19 protein-coding genes are annotated in these 26,433 nt (G+C 45.2%); 5 read left to right on the top strand and 14 right to left on the bottom strand.

Annotation, left to right across the window (positions count from 1 at the left end; translation table 11 throughout):
- Positions 1-19 precede the first annotated feature (19 nt).
- Genes JW881_11575 through JW881_11560 form a run of 4 tightly spaced genes read right to left on the bottom strand, consistent with a single transcriptional unit; the run spans position 20 to position 4,637 of the window.
- Positions 20-1,858 (bottom strand): homoserine O-acetyltransferase, encoded by a 1,839-nt coding sequence (locus tag JW881_11575; GenBank protein MBN1698145.1) that lies wholly within the window; start codon positions 1,856-1,858, stop codon positions 20-22.
- 53 nt (positions 1,859-1,911) lie between these two features.
- On the bottom strand, positions 1,912-3,201 hold the full coding sequence (locus JW881_11570; GenBank protein MBN1698144.1) for an O-acetylhomoserine aminocarboxypropyltransferase/cysteine synthase: 1,290 nt from the start codon (positions 3,199-3,201) through the stop codon (positions 1,912-1,914).
- Between the two features lie 23 nt (positions 3,202-3,224).
- Entirely contained in the window at positions 3,225-4,136 is a 912-nt protein-coding gene (gene cysK, locus JW881_11565) for a cysteine synthase A (protein ID MBN1698143.1), read from the bottom strand.
- Between the two features lie 57 nt (positions 4,137-4,193).
- Complete coding sequence (locus JW881_11560; GenBank protein ID MBN1698142.1) at positions 4,194-4,637, bottom strand: Rrf2 family transcriptional regulator; 444 nt, start codon at positions 4,635-4,637, stop codon at positions 4,194-4,196.
- A 395-nt stretch (positions 4,638-5,032) separates the two neighbouring features.
- On the opposite strand from JW881_11560, the gene JW881_11555 reads away from it, so the two are divergent.
- Together JW881_11555 and JW881_11550 are read left to right on the top strand one after the other, a co-directional pair.
- Positions 5,033-5,803, top strand: coding sequence for a hypothetical protein (locus tag JW881_11555; GenBank protein ID MBN1698141.1), 771 nt, complete (start codon positions 5,033-5,035; stop codon positions 5,801-5,803).
- Between the two features lie 281 nt (positions 5,804-6,084).
- Positions 6,085-11,109, top strand: a complete 5,025-nt coding sequence (locus JW881_11550) for a tetratricopeptide repeat protein (GenBank protein MBN1698140.1) — start codon at positions 6,085-6,087, stop codon at positions 11,107-11,109.
- Here JW881_11550 and JW881_11545 read toward each other — a convergent pair.
- The 10 genes from JW881_11545 to JW881_11500 all read right to left on the bottom strand — a co-directional run bounded on the left by JW881_11545 (position 11,106) and on the right by JW881_11500 (position 21,548).
- Positions 11,106-11,516 carry a ParB N-terminal domain-containing protein gene (locus JW881_11545; GenBank protein MBN1698139.1) on the bottom strand — a complete coding sequence of 137 codons (411 nt, stop codon included), beginning with the start codon at positions 11,514-11,516 and terminating at the stop codon, positions 11,106-11,108. The genes JW881_11550 and JW881_11545 overlap by 4 nt on opposite strands.
- 46 nt (positions 11,517-11,562) lie before the next feature.
- Positions 11,563-14,112, bottom strand: coding sequence for a PBP1A family penicillin-binding protein (locus tag JW881_11540; protein MBN1698138.1), 2,550 nt, complete (start codon positions 14,110-14,112; stop codon positions 11,563-11,565).
- A 329-nt stretch (positions 14,113-14,441) separates the two neighbouring features.
- Entirely contained in the window at positions 14,442-15,437 is a 996-nt protein-coding gene (locus tag JW881_11535) for a hypothetical protein (protein MBN1698137.1), read from the bottom strand.
- Between the two features lie 14 nt (positions 15,438-15,451).
- On the bottom strand, positions 15,452-16,366 hold the full coding sequence (locus JW881_11530) for a M23 family metallopeptidase (protein ID MBN1698136.1): 915 nt from the start codon (positions 16,364-16,366) through the stop codon (positions 15,452-15,454).
- Positions 16,350-16,961 carry a hypothetical protein gene (locus tag JW881_11525; protein ID MBN1698135.1) on the bottom strand — a complete coding sequence of 204 codons (612 nt, stop codon included), beginning with the start codon at positions 16,959-16,961 and terminating at the stop codon, positions 16,350-16,352. The genes JW881_11530 and JW881_11525 overlap by 17 nt, the downstream gene beginning before the upstream one ends.
- On the bottom strand, positions 16,958-18,001 hold the full coding sequence (locus JW881_11520; protein MBN1698134.1) for a tetratricopeptide repeat protein: 1,044 nt from the start codon (positions 17,999-18,001) through the stop codon (positions 16,958-16,960). The genes JW881_11525 and JW881_11520 overlap by 4 nt, the downstream gene beginning before the upstream one ends.
- A 47-nt stretch (positions 18,002-18,048) precedes the next feature.
- A complete protein-coding gene (locus tag JW881_11515; GenBank protein MBN1698133.1) occupies positions 18,049-19,188 on the bottom strand; it encodes an MCE family protein in 1,140 nt (379 codons plus the stop codon).
- Positions 19,189-19,368: 180 nt separating this feature from the next.
- Positions 19,369-20,151 carry an ATP-binding cassette domain-containing protein gene (locus tag JW881_11510; GenBank protein ID MBN1698132.1) on the bottom strand — a complete coding sequence of 261 codons (783 nt, stop codon included), beginning with the start codon at positions 20,149-20,151 and terminating at the stop codon, positions 19,369-19,371.
- 54 nt (positions 20,152-20,205) lie between these two features.
- Positions 20,206-20,997, bottom strand: coding sequence for an ABC transporter permease (locus tag JW881_11505; GenBank protein MBN1698131.1), 792 nt, complete (start codon positions 20,995-20,997; stop codon positions 20,206-20,208).
- A 62-nt stretch (positions 20,998-21,059) separates the two neighbouring features.
- The gene (locus tag JW881_11500; protein ID MBN1698130.1) at positions 21,060-21,548 is read right to left on the bottom strand and encodes a hypothetical protein; all 489 of its coding nucleotides are present in this window, start codon (positions 21,546-21,548) and stop codon (positions 21,060-21,062) included.
- 554 nt (positions 21,549-22,102) lie between these two features.
- Here JW881_11500 and aroB point away from each other — a divergent pair.
- From aroB to JW881_11485, 3 genes are all read left to right on the top strand, one after another.
- The gene (aroB, locus tag JW881_11495) at positions 22,103-23,239 is read left to right on the top strand and encodes a 3-dehydroquinate synthase (GenBank protein MBN1698129.1); all 1,137 of its coding nucleotides are present in this window, start codon (positions 22,103-22,105) and stop codon (positions 23,237-23,239) included.
- A 37-nt stretch (positions 23,240-23,276) separates the two neighbouring features.
- Entirely contained in the window at positions 23,277-24,122 is an 846-nt protein-coding gene (locus JW881_11490; GenBank protein MBN1698128.1) for a UTP--glucose-1-phosphate uridylyltransferase, read from the top strand.
- A 134-nt stretch (positions 24,123-24,256) separates the two neighbouring features.
- Positions 24,257-26,326: a hypothetical protein gene (locus JW881_11485; protein MBN1698127.1), complete on the top strand. Its 2,070-nt coding sequence runs from the start codon at positions 24,257-24,259 to the stop codon at positions 26,324-26,326.
- Positions 26,327-26,433 lie beyond the last annotated feature (107 nt).

The raw sequence follows: 26,433 nt of genomic DNA, 5'->3' as shown, positions 1-26,433 counted from the left end.
GCCTCCCTCCCTTTCTCCCTTACCGGCTTATCACCATGACGGCGATATCGGCATAGTAATTGGGCCGTTCGCCGACCTCTTTCCCCTCTTCCGTATCGAACGCCTTTAAAAGACGGACGCGTATCCCGTTAAGCCGGCATAACTCCTTTACGTCGTCTATCGACATAAAACGCCTGTTCGGGGTATTATACCACTTGTACTTGAGCACGCCGGGGGATTCAGGTGCCCTCCCCTCATGGTAAAGCATACGCCTCAGTTTGTAATAAGCGAAGTTCGGTATGCTGATGATTCCCTTTTTTCCAACCCGGACGATGTCGCATAATAATCCTTCAATATCGTCGATTACCTGTAGTGTCTGTGACAGAACCACGATATCGTACTGACGGTCCGTGAACTGCCGGAGCTGGTTGTTCAAATCGGCATGGATGACATTGAGTCCCTTTCCCGCGCATGAAAGGATCGCCGATTCGTCTATTTCGACGCCCGAAAGCCGTTTGTGCCCCCTCTCTTTGAGCAGAGAAAGCAACTCCCCCCTTCCGCATCCGAGATCCAGCACGCTGCTTTGTTCGGGAATAAGACCGATGATCATCTCGTAATCGATACGTCCGGATGTAAAAATATTGTTCGAAGCGATATCGGTCACCGAAGTCATATTTCCTTTTTTCTGCCCGCTCCCGCGAGAAGGTTTTCCTTTTTCCTGCCCGCCGATATCGAGATTGTCGAGGAAAAAGCGTATCATTTCACCGTATGTATCGATATTGTTTTTAAGCAGAAAGGCGTCATGGCCGCATGAACTTGTTACATGACAGTAGCTTACTTCCTTTCCCCGTGAAATCAGCGAATCGACGATGAGCCGCGACTGGTCTTCAGGAAAAAGCCAGTCACTCGAAAAACTCATCACGAGCCACTTTCCTGCGGCTTTCCCGAACGCCGATCCGATACTTTCGATATCGACCCCGATTGAAAACATGTCCATGGCGAGGGTAAGGAATATATAACTCAAGGCATCGAATCGTTCGACGAATTTGTCTCCCTGGTATCCCAGATACGAACCCACGGAAAAACGCGATTCGAATCGTGTAACCACTTCTTTCGGCCTGTTTCTGTCCGCTTCGAACTTTTCCTGCATTGATTCTCTCGAAAGGTAGGTGATATGCCCGATCATTCTCGCGATCGCAAGACCGACATCGGGGGCCGTCCCCGCTTCCGTATACATCCCGTTCCTGAAGTTCGGATCGTGCATGATCGCGTTGCGGCCGACGATATCGAACGCCAGTGCCTGACTCGTCAGCCGGGGGGATGTCGCTATCGCGATCGCGCCCCCGAAACTATCGGGATATTGCCGGGCCCAACTCAACACGAGGTGTCCCCCCATCGATCCGCCGATGACGGCAAGAAGCTTCCCGACCCCGAGATATTCAATGAGACGGTATTGAACCGCGGTCATATCGTCAATCGTAATGACCGGAAAATCAATGCCGTAACGCTGACCGGTTAGCGGATTGATACTGTTTGGGCCCGTCGTTCCACGGCACCCGCCGAGGACATTCGCGCAGATCACGAAGTATTTCTCAGTATCCACCGGCTTCCCCGGCCCCACCGCGATTTCCCACCATCCCGGATCGTCCGTTTCATCATGAGATGCAACATGGGAATCACCGCTTAACGCATGGAATATCAAAACGGCGTTGCTTTTCTCCCTGTTCAAGGCGCCGTACGTTTCGTAAAAGACCGATATGTTTTCAAGCACGCCGCCTTTTTCAAGTGAGACTGGTTTTCCGAGGTGAAAGGTGCGTCCGTATTCGAGCGGACGGGCCGCCCTGAGGTCATCACTGCTTTCGATCCCGCTTTTTCCCATTCAGTTACTCCCCGCCTGTCTGTGGCAACAACCACGCACACCCGCGCACGGCGCTATCCCTTGAGACCATGCTCGATATCACCGATTATGTCATCCGGATGTTCGATCCCGATCGAAAGGCGAATCAGGCCCGGCGAGAGACCGGCCAGCTTCTGTTGTTTCTCCGTCAGCTGGGAATGCGTGGTGCTTGCCGGATGAAGCGCGAGCGTTTTCGCATCACCAACGTTTGCCAGGTGCGAAATAAGTTCGAGCCGGTCGATAAACCTCTCACCGGCTTCCCGTCCCCCTTTGTGCCCGAATACGACCATTCCGCCGAATCCGCGGGTGAAATATTTTTTCGCGACCGGATACGCGGGGTCGGATTCCAGGCCCGGGTACCTCACCCATGCGACCCCGGGATGGCCTGAAAGATATTTCGCTACCGCGAGTGCGTTCGAACAATGACGGGCCATTCTCAATGGGAGTGTCTCGATCCCCTGGAGGAACATCCATGCGTTGTCCGGCGATAGACACGCTCCGAGATTTCGGAGCGCGACGACCCTCATTCTGACGATATAGGCGAGGTGATTGCTTTCGCCGAGATCATGTGCCCACCGCATTCCGTGGTAACTTTCATCCGGTTCGTTAATCAATGGGAAACGGCCGTTTTCCGCCCAGGGGAATTTTCCCGAATCCACGACAATGCCTCCGATCGCCGTCCCGTGGCCGCCCAGCCACTTTGTCAGCGAATGAACGACGATATCGGCGCCATGAGAAATAGGCCGCGCGCAATACGGCGTTGTGAACGTCGAATCGACGATCAGGGGAATGCCCGCTTCGTGCGCGATACCGGACACTTCACTGATATCTGTCACATCCAGCACCGGGTTCCCGATGGTTTCGCAAAAAAGCGCCCGTGTTTTGCCGTTTATCGCCTGTTTGAAATTTTCCGGGTCGCGCGGGTCGACAAATCTGACGGTTATACCGAACTTCGGGAGAATATCATTGAACATGGTAAACGTGCCGCCGTAGAGATTGTTCGCCGAAACGATCTCGTCGCCCGAAACACATATATTGATGACGGAATAAAATATCGCGGATGTGCCCGAAGCGACGGCAAGCGCGGCGCCGCCCCCTTCGAGAAGGGCGATCCGCTTCTCGAGGACATCCTGGGTGGGATTCATGATTCTTGTATAAATATTTCCCGGTTCCCTGAGCGCGAAAAGGTCGGCCGCATGGCTGGTATCCCTGAACAGATACGATGTCGTTCTGTGTACGGGTACCGCCCTGCTTAATGTCGAAGGATCCGGAACATGGCCCCCATGAAGGGCGAGTGTTTCAAAATGATATTTTTCGTTTTTCATTCTTTTTCCTTTCCCGTCAACGCTTACCATACCGAAAGATAACGTTCTCCCGTGTCCGGCAGGATGACGACGATAAGTTTGCCCGCATTTTCTTTTTTCTCGGCCACACTGAGCGCCGCTTGTACCGCAGCGCCGCCCGAAACACCGGACAGGATTCCTTCTTCCTTAGCGAGACGCCCCGACATGGCGATTGCCTCCTCACCGGTCACTGTCAGAACCTCATCGATTATATTCCTGTTGAGATTATCGGGAACGAATCCGGCGCCGATTCCCTGAATACGGTGTGACCCCGGACTACCGCCCGATAACACCGGCGATTCCGCGGGTTCGACCGCGACTATTCTTACCCCCGGTTTTTTTTTCTTGAGTACTTCACCGACTCCGGTAATCGTCCCTCCGGTGCCGACCCCGGCGACAAATATATCGACCGTACCGTCCGTGTCGTCCCAGATCTCGATCGCCGTTGTCTTTCGGTGAATTTCAGGATTCGAGCTGTTTTTGAACTGCTGCGGCATAAATGATTTCGCGTATAACGTTAAAATTTCTTCCGCCTTCCGGATCGCCCCCCCCATCCCTTCTTCCGCCGGGGTAAGTGACAGTTCCGCCCCGAGATGGGTGAGTATCTTTCTTCGTTCAAGAGACATGCTCTCCGGCATAGTAAGAATCAGCCTGTAGCCGCGCTGCGCGCAGGTAAATGCAAGGCCGATACCGGTATTTCCGCTTGTGGGTTCGATAATTACCGTCTCTTTGTCGATGAGCCCTGCGGCTTCGGCATCCTCGATCATTGCCACACCGATTCTGTCCTTTATACTCGAACAGGGATTGAAAAACTCACATTTACAGACAATGACGGCGCCGGATTCCCTGCCGATTGCAGAAAGCTTTACCAGCGGGGTATGTCCCGTGAGTTTCGTCATATTTTCAGCTATCTTCATGCCTTTCCTCCTTTTCCTTCCGCAATATCAAACGATAATGTTCTTCCGCTTTCCGGACTATATCTGAAAGTCGATCGCGGCATCTTCCTTCTGCTTTTGTGCCTTGTCCACAAGATCGGCCAGGCTGATCGAGCGAAGCAGTCCCGAAATTTCAGCGGATAGCATACCCCATACATCCCGTGTGACACAATATCCGATCCGGTGACAGATCGGGGGATCCTCAACGCATTCGACGAGTGATGTATCGCCTTCAAGAACCCTTACTATCTCCTCAACGGTAATTTCTTTCGGGGATCTGGAAAGTGAATAGCCTCCGTTTACTCCCCTGCTCGACTGTATTATACCGGCACCCTTTAAGGGAATTGCTATTTGACTCAGGAATTTCCTTGAAATCTCTTCTTTCCTGGCGATGTCACTAAGCTGCACTGGTCTTCCCTCTTCATTGAGGGCAAGTTCGAACATGAATCGCAGCCCGTATCGTGTCCGTTTGGAAAGTCTCATTGAAAACCGCCTTTCATTATTGTATCATAATGTTAATCACTACTATTTCAATCGTCTTTATAATATTTAATATATTCCAAACCGAATGTCAAGTCCGATACCGTGATTTACAAACAAAAAAACCCAATCAGCGGTATCGCGGTTAAGGCGCCATGATTTTATTCTTTACAAACCGGCTTTTCCAAGCTAATCTGTTCTAACGTAATGAAGTGCTAAAAAGTTTTTTCTTTTGTTAGTAAACTCATATCATTCATTTATTATCATCTATATAACCAAAGGAGAGACAGTATGAAAAAAAATCGCATGATCGTTATCGCGGGTATATTGTGCACCTTTCTCTGTATCAATTGCGCCGAACCGGATTCGATTTTACCCCCGGTACCTTTTATATCGATGTGAAACAGAATATCTCCGATAGGGATTTCGCAGCCGGTCCCGGCTCCGGATTCCGCATCGATCCGTGGGGATACTCATGGGACGCGACGGTCAGGGCTCAGACCACCTGGGAAAACGCGGACGCGATCTGTAAAAGCAAAGGCGGCAGGCTGCCGACGATAACCGAACTCTACAGAAACTGCCACAATAACCCGAACGGATTCGGCGGATCGATCAGCTCGCCGGATGAAAGTTATTATTTATGGACAATGATCGGTTTCAGTCCGGACAATATGGTCGCGGTGAGGCTGAGTGACGGGAATGGCACCAACTATACAAAGACGAGTTCGTGCTATTTCCGCTGCGTCTGGCCGGACAAGGAATACGACACCTTCAGGAAAAGCTATGTGTACGGACCCCCTGGTGAGGACGGATTCCGGGTCGCCATGAACGGGAACCGCTTTGCCATGGATACCTTCGACAGGCCGGAGGTGACCTACAATTCGGCGGTCCGTGAAGCGGCCTTCTACCACGCATTCATTCCCCCCGAGTCCGTTTTCACTTCCACGATCAGGGACGGTCTGCCGAACGGATCTGGCAATTTCATCTGGACTTCGGACAGGGCTCGCTATGACCAGCAGGAAGTCGTCGGATGGACGGGAACGTATGATCCTGAAACGTCGTCCTATGCCGACCAGTGGAGCACGGATGCCTCCGACCAGACGCAGCGGTACGGCACCGTTCAGCTGCCGTACCGCTGCGTCTGGACGAACGAGGTGCGGATACGCTGAGAGCTTTTTTAGTTTTCTTGAGGTTTTTATATACATCTGGTTGTATATATAGACAGCCCCGTGGATAAATTCGATTAATGTGCACGCCCGTACGTGAAATCCCCTTCGTGCGTGCCTCTTTGAATGCCGCATGATATCCCCCGGTGTATTAGTAAAACGATGATGGACTATCATTTCAACATCACACCGTCCCAGCGGTGAGACGAGTGAGGTGCATGATACCGGTAACATCCAGCCGCTTCCACTTGAAAGCCGATCCAAAAAGACCTACATTTAAATATATGAGAAAAATAACCTTTTATTCTACCGCCGCCCTCATCCTTGCATCCGTCATTCTTTTCTCCGGCGCTTCCGGCGGAAAAACTTCCCGTGAGGCAGTTTCCGCGAGGGTCATCGGGATTTCAGCCGATGACAAAGAGTTGACGATCAACAGGGGATCTGCTGATAATATAGAAGAAGGGCTCGAATGTGTCATACGGTACAACAGGGGAGACGGGTATGCGCAGATCGAATGGGATATTGACATTGCCCGCGGGACAATAAAAAAAACGTTCCCCGACACATCGTCTGTAGCGGTAACCATGATGATCGATACGGTTCTTGTCGGTGATTATTGCGAAGTACAGGCCGATATCCCCTCATCGCTCGTCAGCGAAGACCTTGGTAGAATCGCGTTATTCGATATTTCCTTCCTGGACTACTATAACGGTGAACCCTTTTTTCTCCTGAAAGATCTTATCGATGATCCGTCAAAAACCAATTTCGACCACATCTACCGCCTTTTGCTCGATGAGGTTCACCGTTTCTCCGATGATGTCGATGTATGGTCTGACGGTAAAATTGTAAAAGGCGGTATTTTTGACGGTCTTTCCTGGGGAGAGGCCTTTACAAAAACAACCATTGATGAAATCAAAAACTATATCGAGTATGTCAGTTATTATCCGGGCGATTATATCAATTACGACTGGACATTTATCGAAACCTACTCGACATGGGTGATCAACCAGACCCGTTCCGGGGAACCTGAAAAAAAACGAATCCTGGCCTCCCCCTATGCCGATCGCGGCGATCGTCTTGTCAAAAAAGGCGAATATCAAAAAGCGGTCGAGGCCTACAAAAAAGCCCTTGATATATTGCCTGATTTTACCCGAGCGGTAAAAGGTGTCGATCGTATCAACAGTATGCTGAAGCACAAAAAAATGCTTCAGGAAGACCCGCGGGATGTTATCGCAAAATTCGAACTCGGTAATGAGTACTACGAGATCGACCTGTATAAAGAAGCATTGACCGAATACACCGGGGCGCGTGAACTCGGATACGATACATTCGACCTCAATAAATATATCGGTTATACATATACGGCAATGGGACGATACGGCGAAGCACGGAAGGTTTTTGAAGATCTTCTCGTGCGGGATCCCGATAATAAAAATATTACAATGTGGCTTACCTATACGAAGGCACGCGAGGAACAGAAAGGAACGCCCCGGGGCGAAGCCTATATAACAACCGGTAATCTGTGGTACGAATGGGAAGACTACGATGAGGCTATTTCAGAATATAAAAAGGCCCTCGAACTGGAACCGGACAACGAAAAAGTATGGAAACTCATCATCGCAACGACAAAGCGACGTAAAGCATATCAGTACCAGAAATGGGCGCTTGACTATTGGGAAAGCGGAGATTTCGAACAGGCAAAAACCTGGTGGCGTAATGCCGTTTCTTTGTGCACTGAAATACATGATAATGCCGGCAGGATCGATATTCTGGATGAAATGGCGGATAAAATGTTCGATTGGAATTTCTATGACAGCGCGATCGATATCTACACTCAAATTCTCGATATCGATTCAGGTCATTATGACAGCTATATCAGCCTGAGCAATTGTTACAAAGAAAAAAAAGATTATACAAAGGCGCTCGATTGGGTCGAAAAAGGCATTACGATAAATCCGGAAGACGGGTGGGGTTACAATATACGGGGGTATATATATCTGAAACGCTCTTTGATCGATAAAGCGATCGAAAGCTTTTTGAAAGCGGTCGACTGCGACCCCGACTATAAATATCCCCTTCGAAATCTTGGTACCGCGTATGCCATCAAAGGCGATTACAGTGAGTCCCGGAAGTATCTCCGCCAGAGTCTCGAGATCGACAAGGATTACTGGGAAGCACGTAACGACCTTATCGATATTGAATGTCTGCTTGAAACAAAACAGCTTCTGGATATGAACAGCAATAATGTCGGGGCGCGGCTTCGACTCGGACGAGCGCTTTATGGGCTCGAAGATTACGGGCAGTCGATTATTGAACTGAACAGGGTCATCAAGTTGAAACGAAACGATCCCGTCGCCCTCGCCTATCTTGGATATTCGTACTGTCGCCTTGGCAAATACGAACAGGCAAAAACGTATATCGAAAAGGCTTTCGGGATCAGAAAAAACTACAACCTGAACGCATGGATTGCCTACATCGACGCACAAATACTGCTTGAAAAGAATCCGGATGATCCTGCGGTATATCGTAAACTCGGTGAAAACGATCTTTACTGGGAGTATTTCGATGACGCGCTTACCGACTTTGAAAGGGCGGTTCAAAAGGGAGCCGATCCTGATTCGGTTTTCAAACTCATGGAAACGGCCCGCAAGGGGAAAGAAGCGAAACACCTTTACTCTATTTCAGGCGATTTCTACAACCGCGCCGAATACGAACATTCACTTGAATACGCACAACTGGCCCGTTCTGCCTACAGGGAAGTTGGCGCGAAAGAAGGAGAAATATGGTGTCTCCTTCGTATGGGATGGTGCCATGCGAATATGTTCAACCATACCGACGCACTCTCCTGCTACAAGCAGGCGGGCATCCTGGCCGATGAGGCGGGCAACGAGACGCTTGTAGCACATTATCTATCATCGTTAGGTGATTATTATAAAAGTATCGGTGATTTCGATAATACGATGGATTACAAACAACGGGCTCAAGAGATTTATCATTCGAATAATGATCTTTCAAATGAAGCGGCCATGACCCTTGTCCCACTCGGCAGTACTTTTGGCCTTCTCGGGGAAACCGAACTCATGTTCGAGTATTACGAGCGGGCGCTTTCGATCCATCAGAAAATAATGAACTCAAGCGGCGAAGCAACGACACTGAGCGAAATAGGGAGTGCCTATGTCGACAGCGGCGATTACTCGAAAGGCCTCGATTTCAAGCTGAAAGCGCTCACGAAAGCAAGAGCAGATGACGATCACGTGAATGAACTCTGGTCGTACCGTGGGATAGGTGATATTTATTTTGATCTCGGCGATGGTGACAACGCACTCAAGGCTTTCAGACACTTTCTGGATACAGCGACGGCCCTCGGAAACAAATCCGAACGTTCGGTTGCATTGAATGATATCGGCAGGGTACACCTCGAGTTTACCAAAGACTACAACAAGGCACTCGAATGTTTTACCGAATCACTTACCATTGCGAGACTTATCGGCTATACGCTCCTTGACGGCGTGGCGACCTCCAATATCGGTGTCACTTACTCACGGCAACATGATTACAAACGTGCGTTGGCCTTTCACGACGAAGGGCTCGCTATTGTTCGCTCTTTGAACAATAAATATACGGAAATGCAAGGGCTTAATGAGAAGGGTGAAACATTACAGAAAATGAAACGATACGACGATGCGCTTGCCTGTCATCTTTCAGCGATAGAAATAGCCACCTCCCTTGGAAATAATTCCGAGAAATGGAAATATCAGCTGAATGCCGGTATCGATTATGAATCGAAAAAGAACAGCGGGAAAGCGATTGAATATTACCTTGCCGCCGTCGACACTCTTTCCGCCATAAAAAACAGGATAACGAGTGATACTCAAAAAAAGGGTTTTTCCGAACAGGAACGTCAGATTAATGTCTATAAACGGCTTATCGAAGCCCTTATCAAGGGGGACAGGCAGGAGGAAGCGTTCAAGTATATCGAAGAAAGTAAATCCAAGATCATCAAGGATGCGTTCGGTGAAGTAAAGCCGAAAGCTTTCGACGCGACTCTCAAGGAGACGCTGGTCAATGTCGACAAATACGAGAAAAAGAAAGATGCTATCGAAAAAAAGCTTCAGGAGGAAAAGGGAAAACCGGTCGAAGAACAGGACAAGGTAAAAATACGGATACTAAGCAACACACTTGCCACAACAGAAGGGGAGTTCAATCAATGGATGCTAAAATTAAAGGTTCAAAACAGAAAAATGTATGATGCCCTTACAATCACTCCGACAACACTAGCCGATATTCAGAAGGATATACCCGCAGGCAGCCTGATTCTTGAATATTTTATTTCGGATAATGGTCTTTATATTTTTTGCATCGGAAAGGATTACTTTTTTGCAAAATCCGTCGAGATCGAAACTGCCGTACTGGAACGCTCCGTACTGGATTACTTGCGATTATGTCAGAAACCTCACTCTCCCCGGATGAACGATCTTGTCAAAGAAGGGAAAAAATTATACACCGTCCTGATCAAACCCGTCGAGAAAGAAATGGAAATGTTCGAAAACATAGTGATCGTTCCCTTCGGTATTCTCTATTACCTCCCCTTTCATGCCCTCATCACCGATGAATGTACAGATCCCCATTATCTCGTCGAAACGAAAAGAGTTTCATACACGACTTCCGCGACGTTCACCGATATGCTTAAAGCAGACAAAAGGAAATTAAAGAATATTCTCGCGCTCGGTAATCCCGACGGCAGTCTCCCTGCTGCATCGAAAGAAATAGAAATGCTTAAAAAAGAAGTATTTACGACAAACGCGGTTATTTTGACGAAATCGGAAGCGACAAAAGAAAAATTTTTCATGTACGCCAAAAATTACGACATCATTCATCTCGCCACTCATGGGGTTATTCTCAATAATCCCCTCGAATCGTATCTTCTTTTTGCCGGGAAAACAAATGAAGAAAAAAGACTGACATTGCTCGAAGTTGCCGGATACACGGCACTTCGAGAAAAAACCGGTCTTGTATTTCTTTCCGCCTGTCAGACCGCGATGGATACATCGGGGGGAAACGGGTCCGAGCTGTTATCCTTGGCGGAAGCTTTCGCCATGGCCGGTCCGCCGACACTTATCGCCACACTCTGGGAAGTCGATGATGTATCGACAAGTGAATTTGTCATATCATTTTATAGGGAACTCAATGACGTTGATAACGATAAACTCGACGCGTTACGGACGGCTCAGCTTATGCTGCTACGCGACAAACGCTACTCACACCCATTCTATTGGGCCCCGTTCATCATGATTGGAAACTGGCGCTAGGAGCGTGTTTTGCCATTTCTCAGGTTTTTAATCAGCCATCGAAAAAGCCGTTTGAAAAAATTGATAATCCGCTGAATTATATTCGGATTCCTCAGCCTGTGCAGGGTGTTAATGCCGTCTGAAATTTCATCTGTCGAAAGATTTCTCCGTTGTATATTCTCTTCGAGTTCGATCTCGATCTTATCGATCTCATTCTCACTGTCGGTGACAATGACTTCTATTGTCCGTAAACCCAGTCGTTTTACCGCCTCGAGCCTTCTGTGCCCTGCAATCAATATATAGTCCGGATCGACGATGATCGGACTCAATTGTCCGTATTTTTTAATACTTGCTACAAGCGGAGAGAGGTCACCCAGATCTTTTCGTATTCGTTTTTTAATTTTTATTGCATCAACAGGAAGTTGCATACCGATACAATCCTTTCATCGCAGGATAATTGCCTGACGCCGGTTTCTACTCATCAAGCAGAGGGTTATTCTGAAAAATATCAACTTCATCTTCCTCATCATAATCGATGTAATTCCCGCTTTCAGCATCCTCCGGTTCCGGTGTAACCCCTGATACCGTTTCTCCTTCCGTATCCTCTGCAAGACTTTTTTCGAATTCAGACATACTTATTTCCTGTGGATCATCATAATAAAGTGCGTCATGTAATTTCGATTTTATTTTAGCCCGCCGTTCGCTTTCAGTCCGATGGAGATCGCAGTACGTCTTTGGCTCGGTTCCTTTTTTAAACAACTCGAGTCTCGTCTCATTTTTACAATATCCTTCGAGGTCCGGTAACAATCCCGATTTCGCGCATATTTCAACCTCGATTAATCCCGTTTCAGGTTTTTTAAATTCTTCCACAGGGAGGTTGTTGTGAAGCCGATACATGAACTCTCCCCATACAGGCCCGGCAATCGCGGCCCCGTTCAGATCGACACCCAGCGAATTGCCCGGCGTATCGAATCCGAACCATACGGACGTCGTAATCTGTGGTGTAAACCCTACTGCCCAGGCATCCGACCAGTTCTGTGTCGTCCCCGTCTTTCCTGCAATCGGCCTGTCCTTGAATTTCCTTGCCTGTCCCGCAAGGGTTCCGTAACTGACGACACTCTTCATCATATCTGTCATAATATAGGCTGTCTGCTGACTCATGATCCTCAACGCGTTTCCGCCCTGTTTTTGCCGTGCACGTAATTCCTTCTCCGGCTCCCTGATTTTCTTGCCGTGACGGTCTTCGATAAACCGGATACCGATCGGTTCGACCGCCATCCCTTCATTCGGAAACGTCGCATATGCCCGTGCCATCTGCAGGGGAGACACTTCGGCAATTCCAAGCCCGAGCGGATATTTTCTCGGGAAATTACTCTCTATTTCCCTTTTATCCTTTATTCCCAGCATCTTGCTCGCGTTTGCTATCGCCCTGTCGAATCCGACACGGCTCAAGACCTTGAGAGAAGGAACATTGAGTGACTTGGCCAGGGCATATCTTGCCAATACCCTTCCGTACCACCGGCCTTTATAATTGAGCGGCGTATACGGCGTCCCATCGTCATTCCAGAATATCACCGGCGCGTCGACGATCATTGATGCCGGCGTTAATACCCCGTCCTCTATCGCGGCCGAATAATAAAGCGGCTTGAATGCTGAACCGGGCTGAACTTTTGCATCGACGGCCCTGTTGAACCAGTTCGTCCTGCTTGAGAGGCTGCTTCCGCCGACCATTGCTAAAATATGTCCCGTTCGTGAATCGATACAGACAAGCGCACCTTCAACCTCTGTCTTTTTCACAATTTTCTTTTCTTTTTCATGGATAGAATCGGCACACATTTTTAAATCATCGTCCCCGAACATTGTCGACATTAAATCGACCAGAGGGTTAAGATGTTCCCGGTAATATTGGATTGCCCGCTGCCGTTCCTTTTGTCCTGCCGTGCGAATATCCCTTATATTAAATGTAAGCGAAAGCAGGTCGATAATCGGTAGAAATACTTTATCACCATATTGCAGCCGTGTATTTTTTACATTCTCGTACTTTTTATTGACATTTTCAATTGATCTGACCATGATTTCGCGTGCCAGTTCCTGATATTCGAGATTAAGGGTCGTATAGACCTTGAGCCCCCCTTTATAAATGGCATCGGCATTGAATCCGAGTTCTTCGAGTTGTGAAAATATATACCAGCTGAACCATGGAGCGTTATCCGTCCGGAACTCATACATTCCGCCGCCGGCGCGTGTGTAATCATAACTCGCCCAATATTCCCTGTAGGATTTGTCCGCTTCTTCTTCCGTTGTATATCCGAGTGCCACCATCTGTTCGAGAATTTCCTGCTGCCTTTTTCTGGCGGTATCCGGATTCTGAAAGGGAGAATATTTTGTGGGTGCCGCGATAAGATTTGCCAGAATAACGGATTCTGCGAGGGTTATCTCACGAGCGGAATGGCCGAAATAATACAGGGAAGCGGCTTCAACACCATTCGTACCACCTCCGAAAGGGACTTCATTGATATAAAACTCGAGTATTTCATTTTTTGTATATTGGCGTTCGAGCTGGAAAGCGTACCATAACTCGACCAGTTTTCTACTCAGGGTGAACTCGGTTCGGTCACAGTACCGGTTTTTTGCGACCTGCTGTGTAATCGTGCTTCCTCCTCCGGCATACTGACCTATCATCAAATGAAAAGCGGCACTTATGATTCTTTTTATGTTGAAACCGGGATGACTATAAAAATCCTGATCTTCTCTTGTGAGAATGGCATGTACGAGATGATCGGGTATGACGTCAAGGGAGACGATCTCCCGTCGTTCATCGGTATAAAATTCCGATATAAGCTCTCCATTAATATCAAAAATCTGCGTGGGTAAGGCCGATTTTGTCGGATCAAGTTCTTCAAGATTGACGCTGTGCATGACGGCAAGAGAAAGTCCCAACAGCACCCCAAAGACAACGGCTAAAACAAAAATAATTCCCAACAGTATATCGACAACAAGTTTTTTTCGACGTGGAAATGACATGTATAACATTAAAACGGGATATAAAAATTGTCAATACTATTTACCGCAATTCTCGTGACGATCCGTACCGTTGCTTCCTCCTTGGGGTAAAAATCCCGTACAGGCGTCTTTTTCCGAGAAATCCTATTGTTTTTTAAAATTCGTGTATTTTTTAATTATTTTCGACATTTTGATTGCTTTATCGTCGATAGAGATCTTTACATAAAAAAAACAGGCCGACTCTTGAAAGAGCCGACCTATTCCTCAAAATGCCGGTGTAATATAGTAACTGGGAGGGGAACTATATAGGTCACCGACATTGATATTATCGACTTCGACCGTATAAAAAATTAGTTTTCCTTTATTATTATATCAAAAATCAGCGATATAATATACCTTTTTCCGCTTATTACATCAATCTTTTTTGTTATTGTCTGACTACCTATTTTTATTAGAATCGTATGAGGGCCTTCTTCAATCGCCATTTCCTCACCTGAGGTGATATTTAGTTTTTCTCCATCCAGGAAAAGCGATGCTCCTTCGATCGCATCGACAATAAGAATAGGTTTACTACGCTTTAGTATGATTTCTATCCGTGTTGTTTTTCCCGCTTCTATCGAAAAACTGGTATTTTCTTCCGTAAACGTTTCGGATCTCACCTTAAGAGAATGGAGACCTTCAGGAAAAATGTAAGAGTTTTGTGTTCCGTCAAGGAGAACATCATCGATATAGATATCATATAATCGTGATTCCAAACCGGCAGGTTTTTTGATTGAAAGCTCCAAAATACCCTTTTTATCGAGTTCCGGTTCGATATTAAAATAAAAATCCTTTTCAAGGACAGAATCCGGAACACCCTTGGCGACAGGTTGAATCGAGATGAGAATCGGAAAGCGGTCGAACGGTATCGGGACCGAAAGGACGAATTTATCGGGTTGTCGATATCCGGAATTACCTCCATTTTCGCCCACCGGTATTATCACATAGAGTTTATTGAGTACGGGAAGGACATTAAAAAACACCCGTTTCCCGCTGAACTCGACAATGCCCGTATCCGGATCGGGAGAAATCGAATGATATAATTCCAGGGCGAAACAGTCCGAATACCGTTTAAGCAGATCACTCATGTTGATTTGAAGCTGAAGTCCCTTAAGAAACCTTTTATTTTCACCAAGAGAGACAAAAATGAGACCTCCCGCTTTGACTTCCGCCTGTTTTCTGTAACCGGCCTCCCCTTCGATAACGATATGATCGATAATCGGACCCCTGATAGTCTCCGAAAAAGCGGTTACGGTAAACAAGGCCACCCATATGATTGTGAGTACAGTATTATAAAAATATCTCATTGTCATAAACCCGGTTAATCAAAAAAAGTAGCGGGATCTTGCGCTTTCCCGTTCCTTCTTATTTCAAAATGAAGATGAGGTCCGGTCGAACGTCCCGTTGTACCGACTTTTCCGATAATCATTCCCGAATACACCTCCTGCAATAATGTTACACAAATTTCCTTTAAATGTCCATAAAAAGATTGATACCCTCCCGGATGTGAAATCAGAATATAGTTGCCATATATCTCACTATATCCCGTTTCTATTATTTTTCCATCACGTGCCGCATAGACATCCGAACCTGCCTTTGCCCCTATATCGATGCCATTATGGACTTCCGGATGACCGGAAAAAGGATTTTTTCTGTTTCCGAAAGCAGAGGTGACTTTTCCCGTCCTGACGGGGAAGCGGAAAAGAATCTGGAGAAAATATGCACGCTCGACCGGATGGAATCTGCTTCCTGGAAAAAAATAAAATTTCTGCATTTTCTCTCTGATTTTTGCCATTACAATGACGCCATTACCCGATCCGGCGCCGCCCTGAAGTCTGAAGCTGTGCATTATCTGTTCAAGGTCGGATTCGGGATCATCGGGAACAAATATTCCGGGGGTATTCGGAATGATGATCATCCCGACATCTCGAAAAAAAGATGTATTTCCGATTCTGTTCAATGTCGCAAGTGTTTCGTATGGAATATTAACCTTAGCGGACACCGAAAACAGGTCATCCTTCGTTTCAATTGAATACGTAAAAAAAGTGAGTGGCGGCCTTCCTTTCTCTTTTCCGGAGTAGAGACTCCGGTAATATGCGCTTATATCATCCTGAAGCTGTTTGTAAAGTATGTCCGAATTGGATAACGATGTAAGTTCGGGATAATCGGCATACATATCCCGTATAAAGAACAGGTTCAAGAGGAAATATATTATGAGTCTATGCTTCCTTTTCACGGGTCTTTTCGAGAAAATATTTCTTAAAATTCTTCTGTTTTTCATAAACAAGATTGCCAAAGATGAGAAAATAAACGATCCCTACGGGTATTCCCAGCCATAACAGATTTCTGCTTATACAAACAGAGACTGCATAGACAAGACCGCAAAAAGCAATAAATATAATAATTTTTGCCATTCCGGGAAATATCAGTTCGGTTTTTTTCTTAATTAATGTCAGAAAAAAAAGAAACTCAAACGATAATAGTACGGCGATAATATTGATTTCCACCGCTTCATTCATATAGAGGGCAAGTATCATAACAAATTCGACAAGAAGGGCGAAAAACATCCCTATTTTCTTCCAATGCTTTCCTTTCGATATCTTCCATATCAAAAGGAAAAGCGCGATTACCAAGAACAATACAATGACAAATATCGTATAACTCATCGTAAAGGAGGTTGAAAAAAACCAGAAAGGGACAACGATGATAATACTTGTTACCAATAATATTAAAACGAGCAATAATGAAAAAAACAGATTTTTAAAAACATGAGCATACCCGTATCCAATACGGTTTATAGTCGTGAGTATTTTTTGTCTTGACGTATTCATTGTGCAGACTCTTTCTGTAATACAGACTCTTTCTGTAATTCTCTGTATTCATCCGCTTTTTCGGAACCGTCTATTTTCTCCGAAAGTGGAATGAGATATTCGAGGAGTGTCTGTAATTCCCGCTCGATTGTAAAGTTGGGATAAATTACTTTGAGTGATTGATAAATAAAAAGACTTTGCTTGAAAAAGCGGTACGCTTCTTCTTCATTTTCAGCCCTCAGGTTGATAATTCCCAACGCATAATAATCCTTTGCGATACCAAGGGAATTTTCCACTTTTTTATCAAGCGATAAAGCCTTTTCAGCCGAATCCAAAGCTTTTTTAATATCGCCCTTTTCCAGATGCAGTGATGCGATCATGTATTGGTTCGATGCCGCTTCCTCGTACAGTTTCTTTTCCGTGTTTATTGTAAGTGCTTTTTTAAAATAGGAAAAAGCCGTATCGAAATCGTCAAGGCGTTTATAGACTGTTCCCATATTATGGTAAATGACTGCGATTTCCGATCGAGGTATTTTATTTTTATAGGTAAGTGCCTCTTCGAAATGCGCGAGTGACTCGTTAAATTGCCTGGTTCTGAAATAAAGTTCTCCGAGGTTATTCAGTGTCTGTGCTATCAGATCGGCCGTCCCGAGTCTCCTGGCTATTTCGAGTGCATTGCTGAAATTTTCTTCCGCACTTTCCATATCGCCAATCGCGCTGTACACCTTTCCTATCGAGTTATACGAGCTTATCATCCCTTTCTCATTAAAAACCGCTCCATTATAGGCAAGCGAAAGGTTAAAAAAATCAAGCGACCGATCATAGATTCCCTGGTTATAATAATCGTTACCATACCGGGCATATTCGGCGGCCCTGTTCTTTTTTTCAACCTCCCCTTCTTTTTTTTCCGGTGCGCTTGAACACCCATGCATCATCACCGTGCAGACGATCACGAAAACGATTATATTGAGGCATTTCTTCATGAAGGATTTTATTTTTATTTCAAAGCATGCAGTCGTTACCGCCGGCTTATTTGTCGTGTCATTGTTATTGAATTTCATCTTCCTTCCCGTTTTCACATCGTTTCATATAAACACATATATGTTAGTTACTCAAATTCATCATCACGGTGACTTTGATATGTCGTCGGCTGCTTTCTCTCAGCCGTTATTCCTCCTGACAGAAGGGGATTGTTTTTTAACGCCTCAAGCACATCTTGTCCCTGATCGAGTGTTTTCTTTCCCTCTTCCAGTATACCAGAAATCTGCGGCGTCACACCGGTTATAAATTTAGCCACTTTTTCCATTTCCCGGATAATCTCCTTCACGCTTTCCAACATTTCCTCGATGTCGTTGAAGAGGACATTATTATCATCCAAAAGCGTTTTCAGTGAACCCTTCGGATCGACAAGATCGACGATAAGCCCTTTCGGATCGGCTGTCATGGTCGAAACCTGTAATGATATCGCTTCCACATTCTTGAGGATTCCATCGATTCTTTTCATTTCCTGATCCACCTGACCGTCCAGGGTATCCGAAATCGAACTCACATTCGTGATTATATTACCGACGGGACCTTTGTCCTTTCCCGTAATGATGCTGTCGACATTGCTGACAAGATCATCCACGTCAAACAGAAGTTTTCCCAGCTTGCTTTTTTTTGTTCCCATGATCGCGTCATTGATCGAAACAAGCGTCTGGTTGATATTGAGCATCGTGGGTTCGAGTTGTTTTAAAAGCGGGGCGACAGAAGCGATCAGGTCGCCGACACTTTCCCCTGTCCCGGCGGCACCGACATCCCTCATGAGTATTTCCTGTCCTTCTTTTGTCTGATTTGAAGGAATATACGCGCCTTCCTGTAATTCGGGGCGGGGCGGGCCTTCGAATTTACCCGGATGGAATACCAGACTCGTTCCGAATCCTATCGGACTCACCGAAACCTGTAATACCGAATTTTCATAGACCGTATGCTTGTAATATTCCTCGTAGATATAAAAATCGACATTGACGATTCTTTCGAGGGGATCAAGCTCTATGCGGCTTAATTTCCCGATCTCTATTCCCTTGAGCTTGATCGGCATACCGACCTCGAGATTGCTTCCCGATTCAAATTTCGATTTAAAATAATAGTTTTTTTTCAACCACCGCTGACTGATCCCGATAAAGACCAAAAGCGCCGCAAGTGTGAGGACAGATATGAGAATAAAAAGCCCGACAACCTTGTCGATATATTTAATACGTAATTTCATCGTGCCGTCTTTCTTTCGCCGTCCCGAGTGCCGTACACGCGTATTCACCGTTCATCCACGTATACGATTCACCGGCCATACAACATTCATCTGTAAGTCTAGTCATATACATAAATTATGTCAATAGAGGACCTCCCCGGCTGTTCCACCGGAGATTTCCACCCGATCGGCCTTTGTTTTTTATTCATTGAGAAGATCAAGCAGTTCCGTATCATAACTTGCCGCTTCTCCCAATACTTTTGAAAGAATTTCCTTTACGTATGTATTGTTGCTTTGTTTGATGGTATTGAACTCTCCGTACTCGATAACGGTCCCCTTTTTAAGGATGATCAGATAATCCGCAAGAAGGGAAACAAGATTCGTATTGTGTGAAACAGCGACAATTGTCGATTGTTTTTCCTTTTTTTCCTTGAGTATCTGTATAAGTTTTCTCGAATACATATTATCCATACCTTCCGTGGGATCGTCGAGAAAAAGAATATCGGGATCATTGATAATCGCGCGGATAAAAGATATTACCTTTTTCTCACCGGATGAAAGCATGGCGGGCCGCAATTGTATTGAATCAAGGAATCCGATTTTCGTGACCATTGTCTTTATACGATTATTGATTTCCTCACCCGTGAGTTCTGAAAAATGAAACTTTACGGGAAGCGATATATTTTCACTGATATTCGTATTTTCCCATAAAGCGGAATCCTGGAACATGAAGCCGCTTTTCTTTCTGAATTCCTTGAGTTCTTTGTCGGAAAGTAAAAGCATATCCTTGTTCTCTATCATCACTCTCCCGGAATCGGGAGGATAAATACCTGCGATGATCTTAAGCAGCGTGCTTTTTCCGCAGCCCGAACTGCCCATAATGATCGTACACTGTCCCTTTGGCACTGAAAGAGAAATATCCTTTAAAATACTGTAATCTTCCGATAAAAAACTTATTCCTTCGATGGTCACCAGATTTTCCATATCGTAACCGGTACCCCCGTTATGTAATCATAATTAGCCGCCGTCGTTTTCACGTTATTTGGCCGATATATAATATATGAGTGTGATAAACACATTTGCCAGAATACAGAGGATGAATCCCTGCCCCACCGCTTTTATGACAACTTGCGGCACTTCAGTCGATGCGACCTTTACCTTGAAAGCGTTATAGGTTGCGACCGTTGAAATAATAACACCGAATACGATACTTTTTACCAGAGAGGTAATGACATCGGAAAGCTTTAGTGCCGCCAGAAGATTCTGAAAATATTCGAGAAATTGCATAGGTCTGATGACTTGCGTTATCATAAATGAAGCAAAGAGTCCGATTATATTGAAATAAAGAGTAAGCACAAGAAGCGATATAATGACACCAAGGAATCTGGGAACGACGAGATAGGATATCGGGTTTATACCGACCGCGACATACGCTTCGATCTGATGAGTGACCACCATATGACCGATTTCGGTCGCTATTGCCGTACCCGATCTTGCAATGACGATAAAGGCGGTCAGAATCGGACCGAGTTCCCTGGTAATAATTGTCGTCAGAATAACATAGATCAGTTTTCCCTGTCCGAATTGCGGAAGAAGTGTAATCCCCTGTACGATAATGATGACACCCATCGCTAATGCGATAAATGAAATAATACTCAGGGCTTTTACCCCGGTAAAATAAATCTGCATTACAAGGACTTTAAAAGCCACCTGTTTTCGACGGAAAAAAAAGACGGCTTCTTTCAACACATGGAAAAAAAATCCCATTGCATAAAAGAAAAGCTTCAGCTTTTTATTCGCCCATCGTCCTATTCTCGTTACCATCGTCATCCCCGATTCTTTTCTTCCGGGTTAATATCGCTCCTTTCGATAAAGGCAAAATCGACGGCTGTTTATTTTTTACCCTTTTTCACTGTTCTTACGGATTTCGACTTTTTTGCCAAACTGCTTTTTCCAGCCGTTTTTTTCGGTTTTGCCGATCCGGTTTTTTTTGCTTTTTTTGTCGTTCCGGATGTTTTAGCCGTTTTTCTTGTTTTTGCCGACGTCGACTTTGTTGTCCCGGTTTTTCTCGCAATTGTTAATGTTTTTTCCGAACCGCTTTCTTTCCTGTCGATGATATCCCTGTGGTATTCGCAAAGCCTGTATAATTTACCCGATCTCGGATTTTTATCCGTCACCTTTGCACCGCATCGTATACAAAGCCCGAGTTTGCGTCGTTTATGGTAAAGCCGCGATGTACGTTCCGCACCGGACGCCTTATATTTACTTATTTGAAGCCGGAAACCTTTATATAAAAAAGTCCCTCTTGCCTCTTCGGAGCCATTCATGAGTTCACTCATTACCAACTCCAGTTTTTTAACGGTAATTTTCATTGGTTCCATGCGTCTGTCATTCTCCTTATATTAAAATTATAATGTATCTCCGATACCGGAAATATTCCCGGTATCGCGACGAAACATAACCACTTTTCATACGCGACAGCATCTCGTTTTCGTTAATATTATTTTCATTCTTTGTTTTTTTTATTTTTTTCAATATCTTATTCACTATCACTTCACTATCCCAAAAACAGGCACTCCACGCAGACCATTGACGCCGCCTGATATTTCGACGACCGCCTTGACGCGAACGTATCGTCACGCCATACGATAGTCGATGCCTATTTCCGTGTCACGTTTTAGCATAATTCATTTTGATCATCTTTGCAATAGGTAGCCGATAAATGTTTTGCAATAGAGGTAAGTAAGGATTACCCCATCATGGCATCCTGTACTATTTGCATTCGAACACAACAAAGGCGGTGACCTTAAAAGCGGCATGTACCGCTCCACAGGTTCATTGCGTCATTATTATAACGGCGCCGTATAACGTATTCTTCCGTCTCTTGACACACATGCACAAAACAGGTAATGATACAAAACAAAGAGAGATACCGATGAAACAGATCAACGTCAGGGTCAGGGTTCAACCCCAAAAATATACGCTTTCGATCGGCTACGATATCCTGAAAAGCGCCGTGAAAACTATCGTCGACCGTTATCCCGCAAGGAAATACGCTATTATCACCGATTCGACGGTGAAAGAATTATATGGCGGACTCGTCCTCGAATACCTTCAAAATGCAGGTGTCAACGCATTTCTTATTGATTTTCCCGCGGGAGAGCTTCATAAAACGATGGAGACAAAGCGATACCTCGATAACCGTCTCCTCGACGTCCGTTTCCAGCGTGACAGTATCATTATCGCCCTTGGCGGGGGTGTTGTCGGCGATGTGGCCGGTTTTGTCGCCGCGACCTATATGCGCGGGATTCCATTTTATCAGATCCCCACAACCGTTATGGCACAGGCGGACAGCAGTATAGGCGGTAAAACCGCCGTTGATTGTCCTCAGGGAAAAAATCTTATCGGGGCCTTTCATCATCCGGTCGGCGTGTTCATCGATACTAAAACCCTCTCGACGCTCGACGAACGCAACTACAGAAGCGGTCTCATCGAAATCATCAAACACGGTCTTATTCGCGACGCGGGACTCATCTCTTTTATCAGAAAGCATCTCGATATCATATTATCGAGAGGCGGTCCCGACTATCCATCCGTTATAACGTCATTAATGACTCTCAATTGCCGTATAAAAAACGATGTCGTTGCAAAGGATGCGAAAGAGAATAACTTGAGAAAAATTCTCAACTACGGCCATACGATCGGTCATGCGATTGAACATCTCTCCGGTTACTCACTGTTGCACGGTGAAGCGGTCGCGACCGGTATAGCGGCCGAAGCCTATCTTTCATTGAAATGCGGGTATCTTTCTGCCCCGGCATATACGGAACAGATCTCCCTTATCAGGGATATCGGCCTTCCGTTCAGTATACCGGATAATATCGGTATTGACGATATTATCGAAACCATGTATATCGACAAAAAGGCCCGTTCTGGCAAGCCGTCGTTTGTCATGCTCGCCGCCATAGGAAAAGTCAAGTTATTTAAAGGCGGGAAGACGACAACCGCGATCGAGGAAACGAAACTTCGTTCCATGCTGGCTGCATTCATGGAATCACCCGTGTACCCGTGAAATGTGAGTCATATATATATAAAAAAGGAGAAATGATGTGAAAGGTGTCATTGTCGCCGCGGGATACGGAACGAGATTTTTTCCGGCAACGAAAACGATACCCAAGGAAATGTTTCCGGTTATCGATAAACCGGCGATCGATTTCGTTATCGATGAGTTTATCGCTGCGGGCATAAAAGAAATACTTCTCATAACATCGAGAAGAAAGAAAAGCCTCGAGGATTACCTCGATCGTGAAATAGAACTCGAAAGCGTACTTTCAAAAGAAGAAAAATTCGATAAAATCAGAATAATCACGCCACCCGACGCCAATTTTTATTTTGTCAGACAGCAAAAGATGATGGGAACAGGACAGGCGATCCTTCTTTCGAAAGCGTTTGTCGGCGACGATATTTTTATCGTCGCCTATCCCGACGATATTTTCTTCAGTACGCGCCCGGTCCCGCTTCAGCTTTTCGATCAGTACGAAAAAACGGGCTGTTCCGTCCTCGCGACTGCCTATAATCCTCCGGATCTCAACCGTTACGGAATCATCACCATGGCGTCTGATGCCGTTCATGTCGCAGATATTGTCGAAAAACCGCCACCGGGAACCGAAGCATCAAAGGAGGCATCAATCGGCCGATTTCTCTTTACACCTGAAATTTTCAAAAAACTCGAAGACGGATTGGCGCTGCATAAAAACGGAGAATTTTATCATACTGTCGGACTCAAAGCACTCGCAGAAGAAGGCAGACTTGCCTTTAAAAGAATTGATGCCAATCGGCTTGATATCGGTGAACCGCGCGGTTATTTGCAGGCCATTCTCTTTTATGCACAGATGCGACCGGAGTATGAAACGATAGTGAATCAATTTTTGCGATCAAATTCCACGGACACGTGATAAGATAAAACCTTACCGGGTGACGTTGATTTTTTATAGCTAAAATTATGGAGAAAAAACGATATTCTATCGATAATATGAATAAGAGACGTATGCTATCATACTGTCATTTATTTTTAGCAGGTACCTGAAATATGTCCGACGACATGACTCCGTCGAAAAACGGAAAGCAAAACGAACAGCGTTTCGACTCACTCACAGATGCGGTATTGTACCTCCTGAGGTGTTTCGCACTCAAATATAAAACACCGCGAGTGGAGTATTCAAAATTTTTGGCGTTTGTCGAACGGTACCTCGAGCTTTATGACGCTACCAGCCAGGTGCTTAAAACCCTTTCCGAACAGACCGATTCATCCCTCACCTGTCAGCTTGAAAAAATTTGTGAAAATAAAAAATGCACTCTTGAATACGGTAACGATGCCATTTCGATTATATTCTTCAATCAATACTTTCTCGATATTATCCGTAAACGATACAAGGAAATCGAGAACGATCCCCAGATCCCCTTTCCTTCAGAGGAAAGCCTCGGCATTATCATACCACAGCAGCTTGTTTCCGTTATCAATATAAAGACCGACCTCCTTATGATGATGACATCATCCAGAATCGAAGAGGGCAAAATAATCAGGCTTATTCTTCCAGAAGGAATAAAGCCGATTATTCTCACCCAGGACCTTTTAAGCGGTAAAATGCTCGAGTTTGCAGCAAACAAAATAAAATTATATATGGATAATCCCAGAAACTCGGGATATATAGAAAATAAATTAACCGCAATTTTTCAAAACAAAGACCTGGGGCTTAGAGAAATGATGACCAGTGTTGTATTAAAACCGAGTTTTATCATCAAAACCATACATGAAATGTCGGATTTTACGTTTCGATTTTGGGCACATTTCTGTAATCTCATGATCCAGGAGTTCATTACAAAGGATAATAAACTGCCAAAAGAACACGATTATTGCCAGGCTGCTTATATTTTGTCTTTTTATAATATCTATTACAAAGGGGTGATGCAAAAGGAAAAGGAGAAAAAACGCGCCCTTGATATCCTCGACAAAAAACTCTGCAAGCCGCCTTTTATCTTCACCCTGACCGATATTTACCATATAAAAGATTCCAATGGATATCCTATTATAAGAAAAATATCCAAATCGACCATTAACGATTATTTACAGGATAAGCTTACCATAAAAAAGGATACTACGCTACCCGAACTGCTTAAATTCAAGACAGTCGACGGCAAGGAATACTTCATTCACAAATCGAAAATCGTCCCCCTTTGCATCAAACGGGGATTGACGGCATCACATGAATTGAGGAAGGCATATCTCAATAACTGGATCATCTTACTCAAGAAACACAAAAAATTAAAGATAATGTTTGATGATGGAGCATTTTTAAAGAATATCGAATTACAGCTTAAAAATCATTTTCCCATTCTTTTTACGCTACTGGATTACAATCTCCTCTACATGGCGAGCAAGGATGAAGACGATAAAAAAAATGAAATACAGGAAATCAAACGATATTTTGACAGAAAAACTTCAATGCTTCGTCCATATTTCGAGATACTTTCTCTGGACCGAAAGGAAATACTTCAGGAAGCTAAATCCCATCTTCCTTTCTGGGAATCGATTCCCATTCTTCGTTTGATCGTCTCTTTTTTAAAACGTCTGTTTTTCGGAAAGGATCCCAATACCCAGGAAATGACCGATACCAATGTACTGCCGTTGCATCCATATGATTCGGTAACCGTTCCTGAAAGAATGCCGATGGATGAACCGGCCAATCCCCGACAGGACCTTCAAACGGAAAAATACGAAATCCGCAGACGTTCCATGGATTCACGGGCCGCATTTGACAAAGCGATCATCAGACTCAAACATCATCTTGTCGGGCATGACATGTCTATCGATGAGAAACTGGAAAAACTTGCCGATCGATGGAACCCTCTCTATGATTCCGTCGCAAAGAGTAATCTTGTCGAGGACGTCAATTCAATCATCCGGGACTATATCCGCCGGCTAAAATATACCTTCAGGGTCAAGCCCCCCGATCTTGACCGTATCCGTAATCTCGCTGAAACCCTTTCAGAAAATCGTTCGTTTGAAAAGATCAAGAACAAGTCCCATTTTCAACAGTATATCGAAATTTACATGGTAAAGCTGCTTGGAGAACGAATAAAAGGCAGAAAACGTTTATGATATGATGCCGCCTCATGACGGTTCCCTTATCGTTATCCGAGACGCATTCCTCACATAACAATAAGACCTGAACCATATTTTTCCGATTATTTCTTTTTCCCTTTTCC

This window comes from Spirochaetales bacterium (genome assembly GCA_016930085.1).
In the GTDB taxonomy this organism is placed as follows: Bacteria; Spirochaetota; Spirochaetia; order SZUA-6; family JAFGRV01; genus JAFGHO01.
The sequence above is the reverse complement of the archived record's forward strand: the minus strand, read 5'-3'. Positions and strand labels throughout refer to the sequence as shown.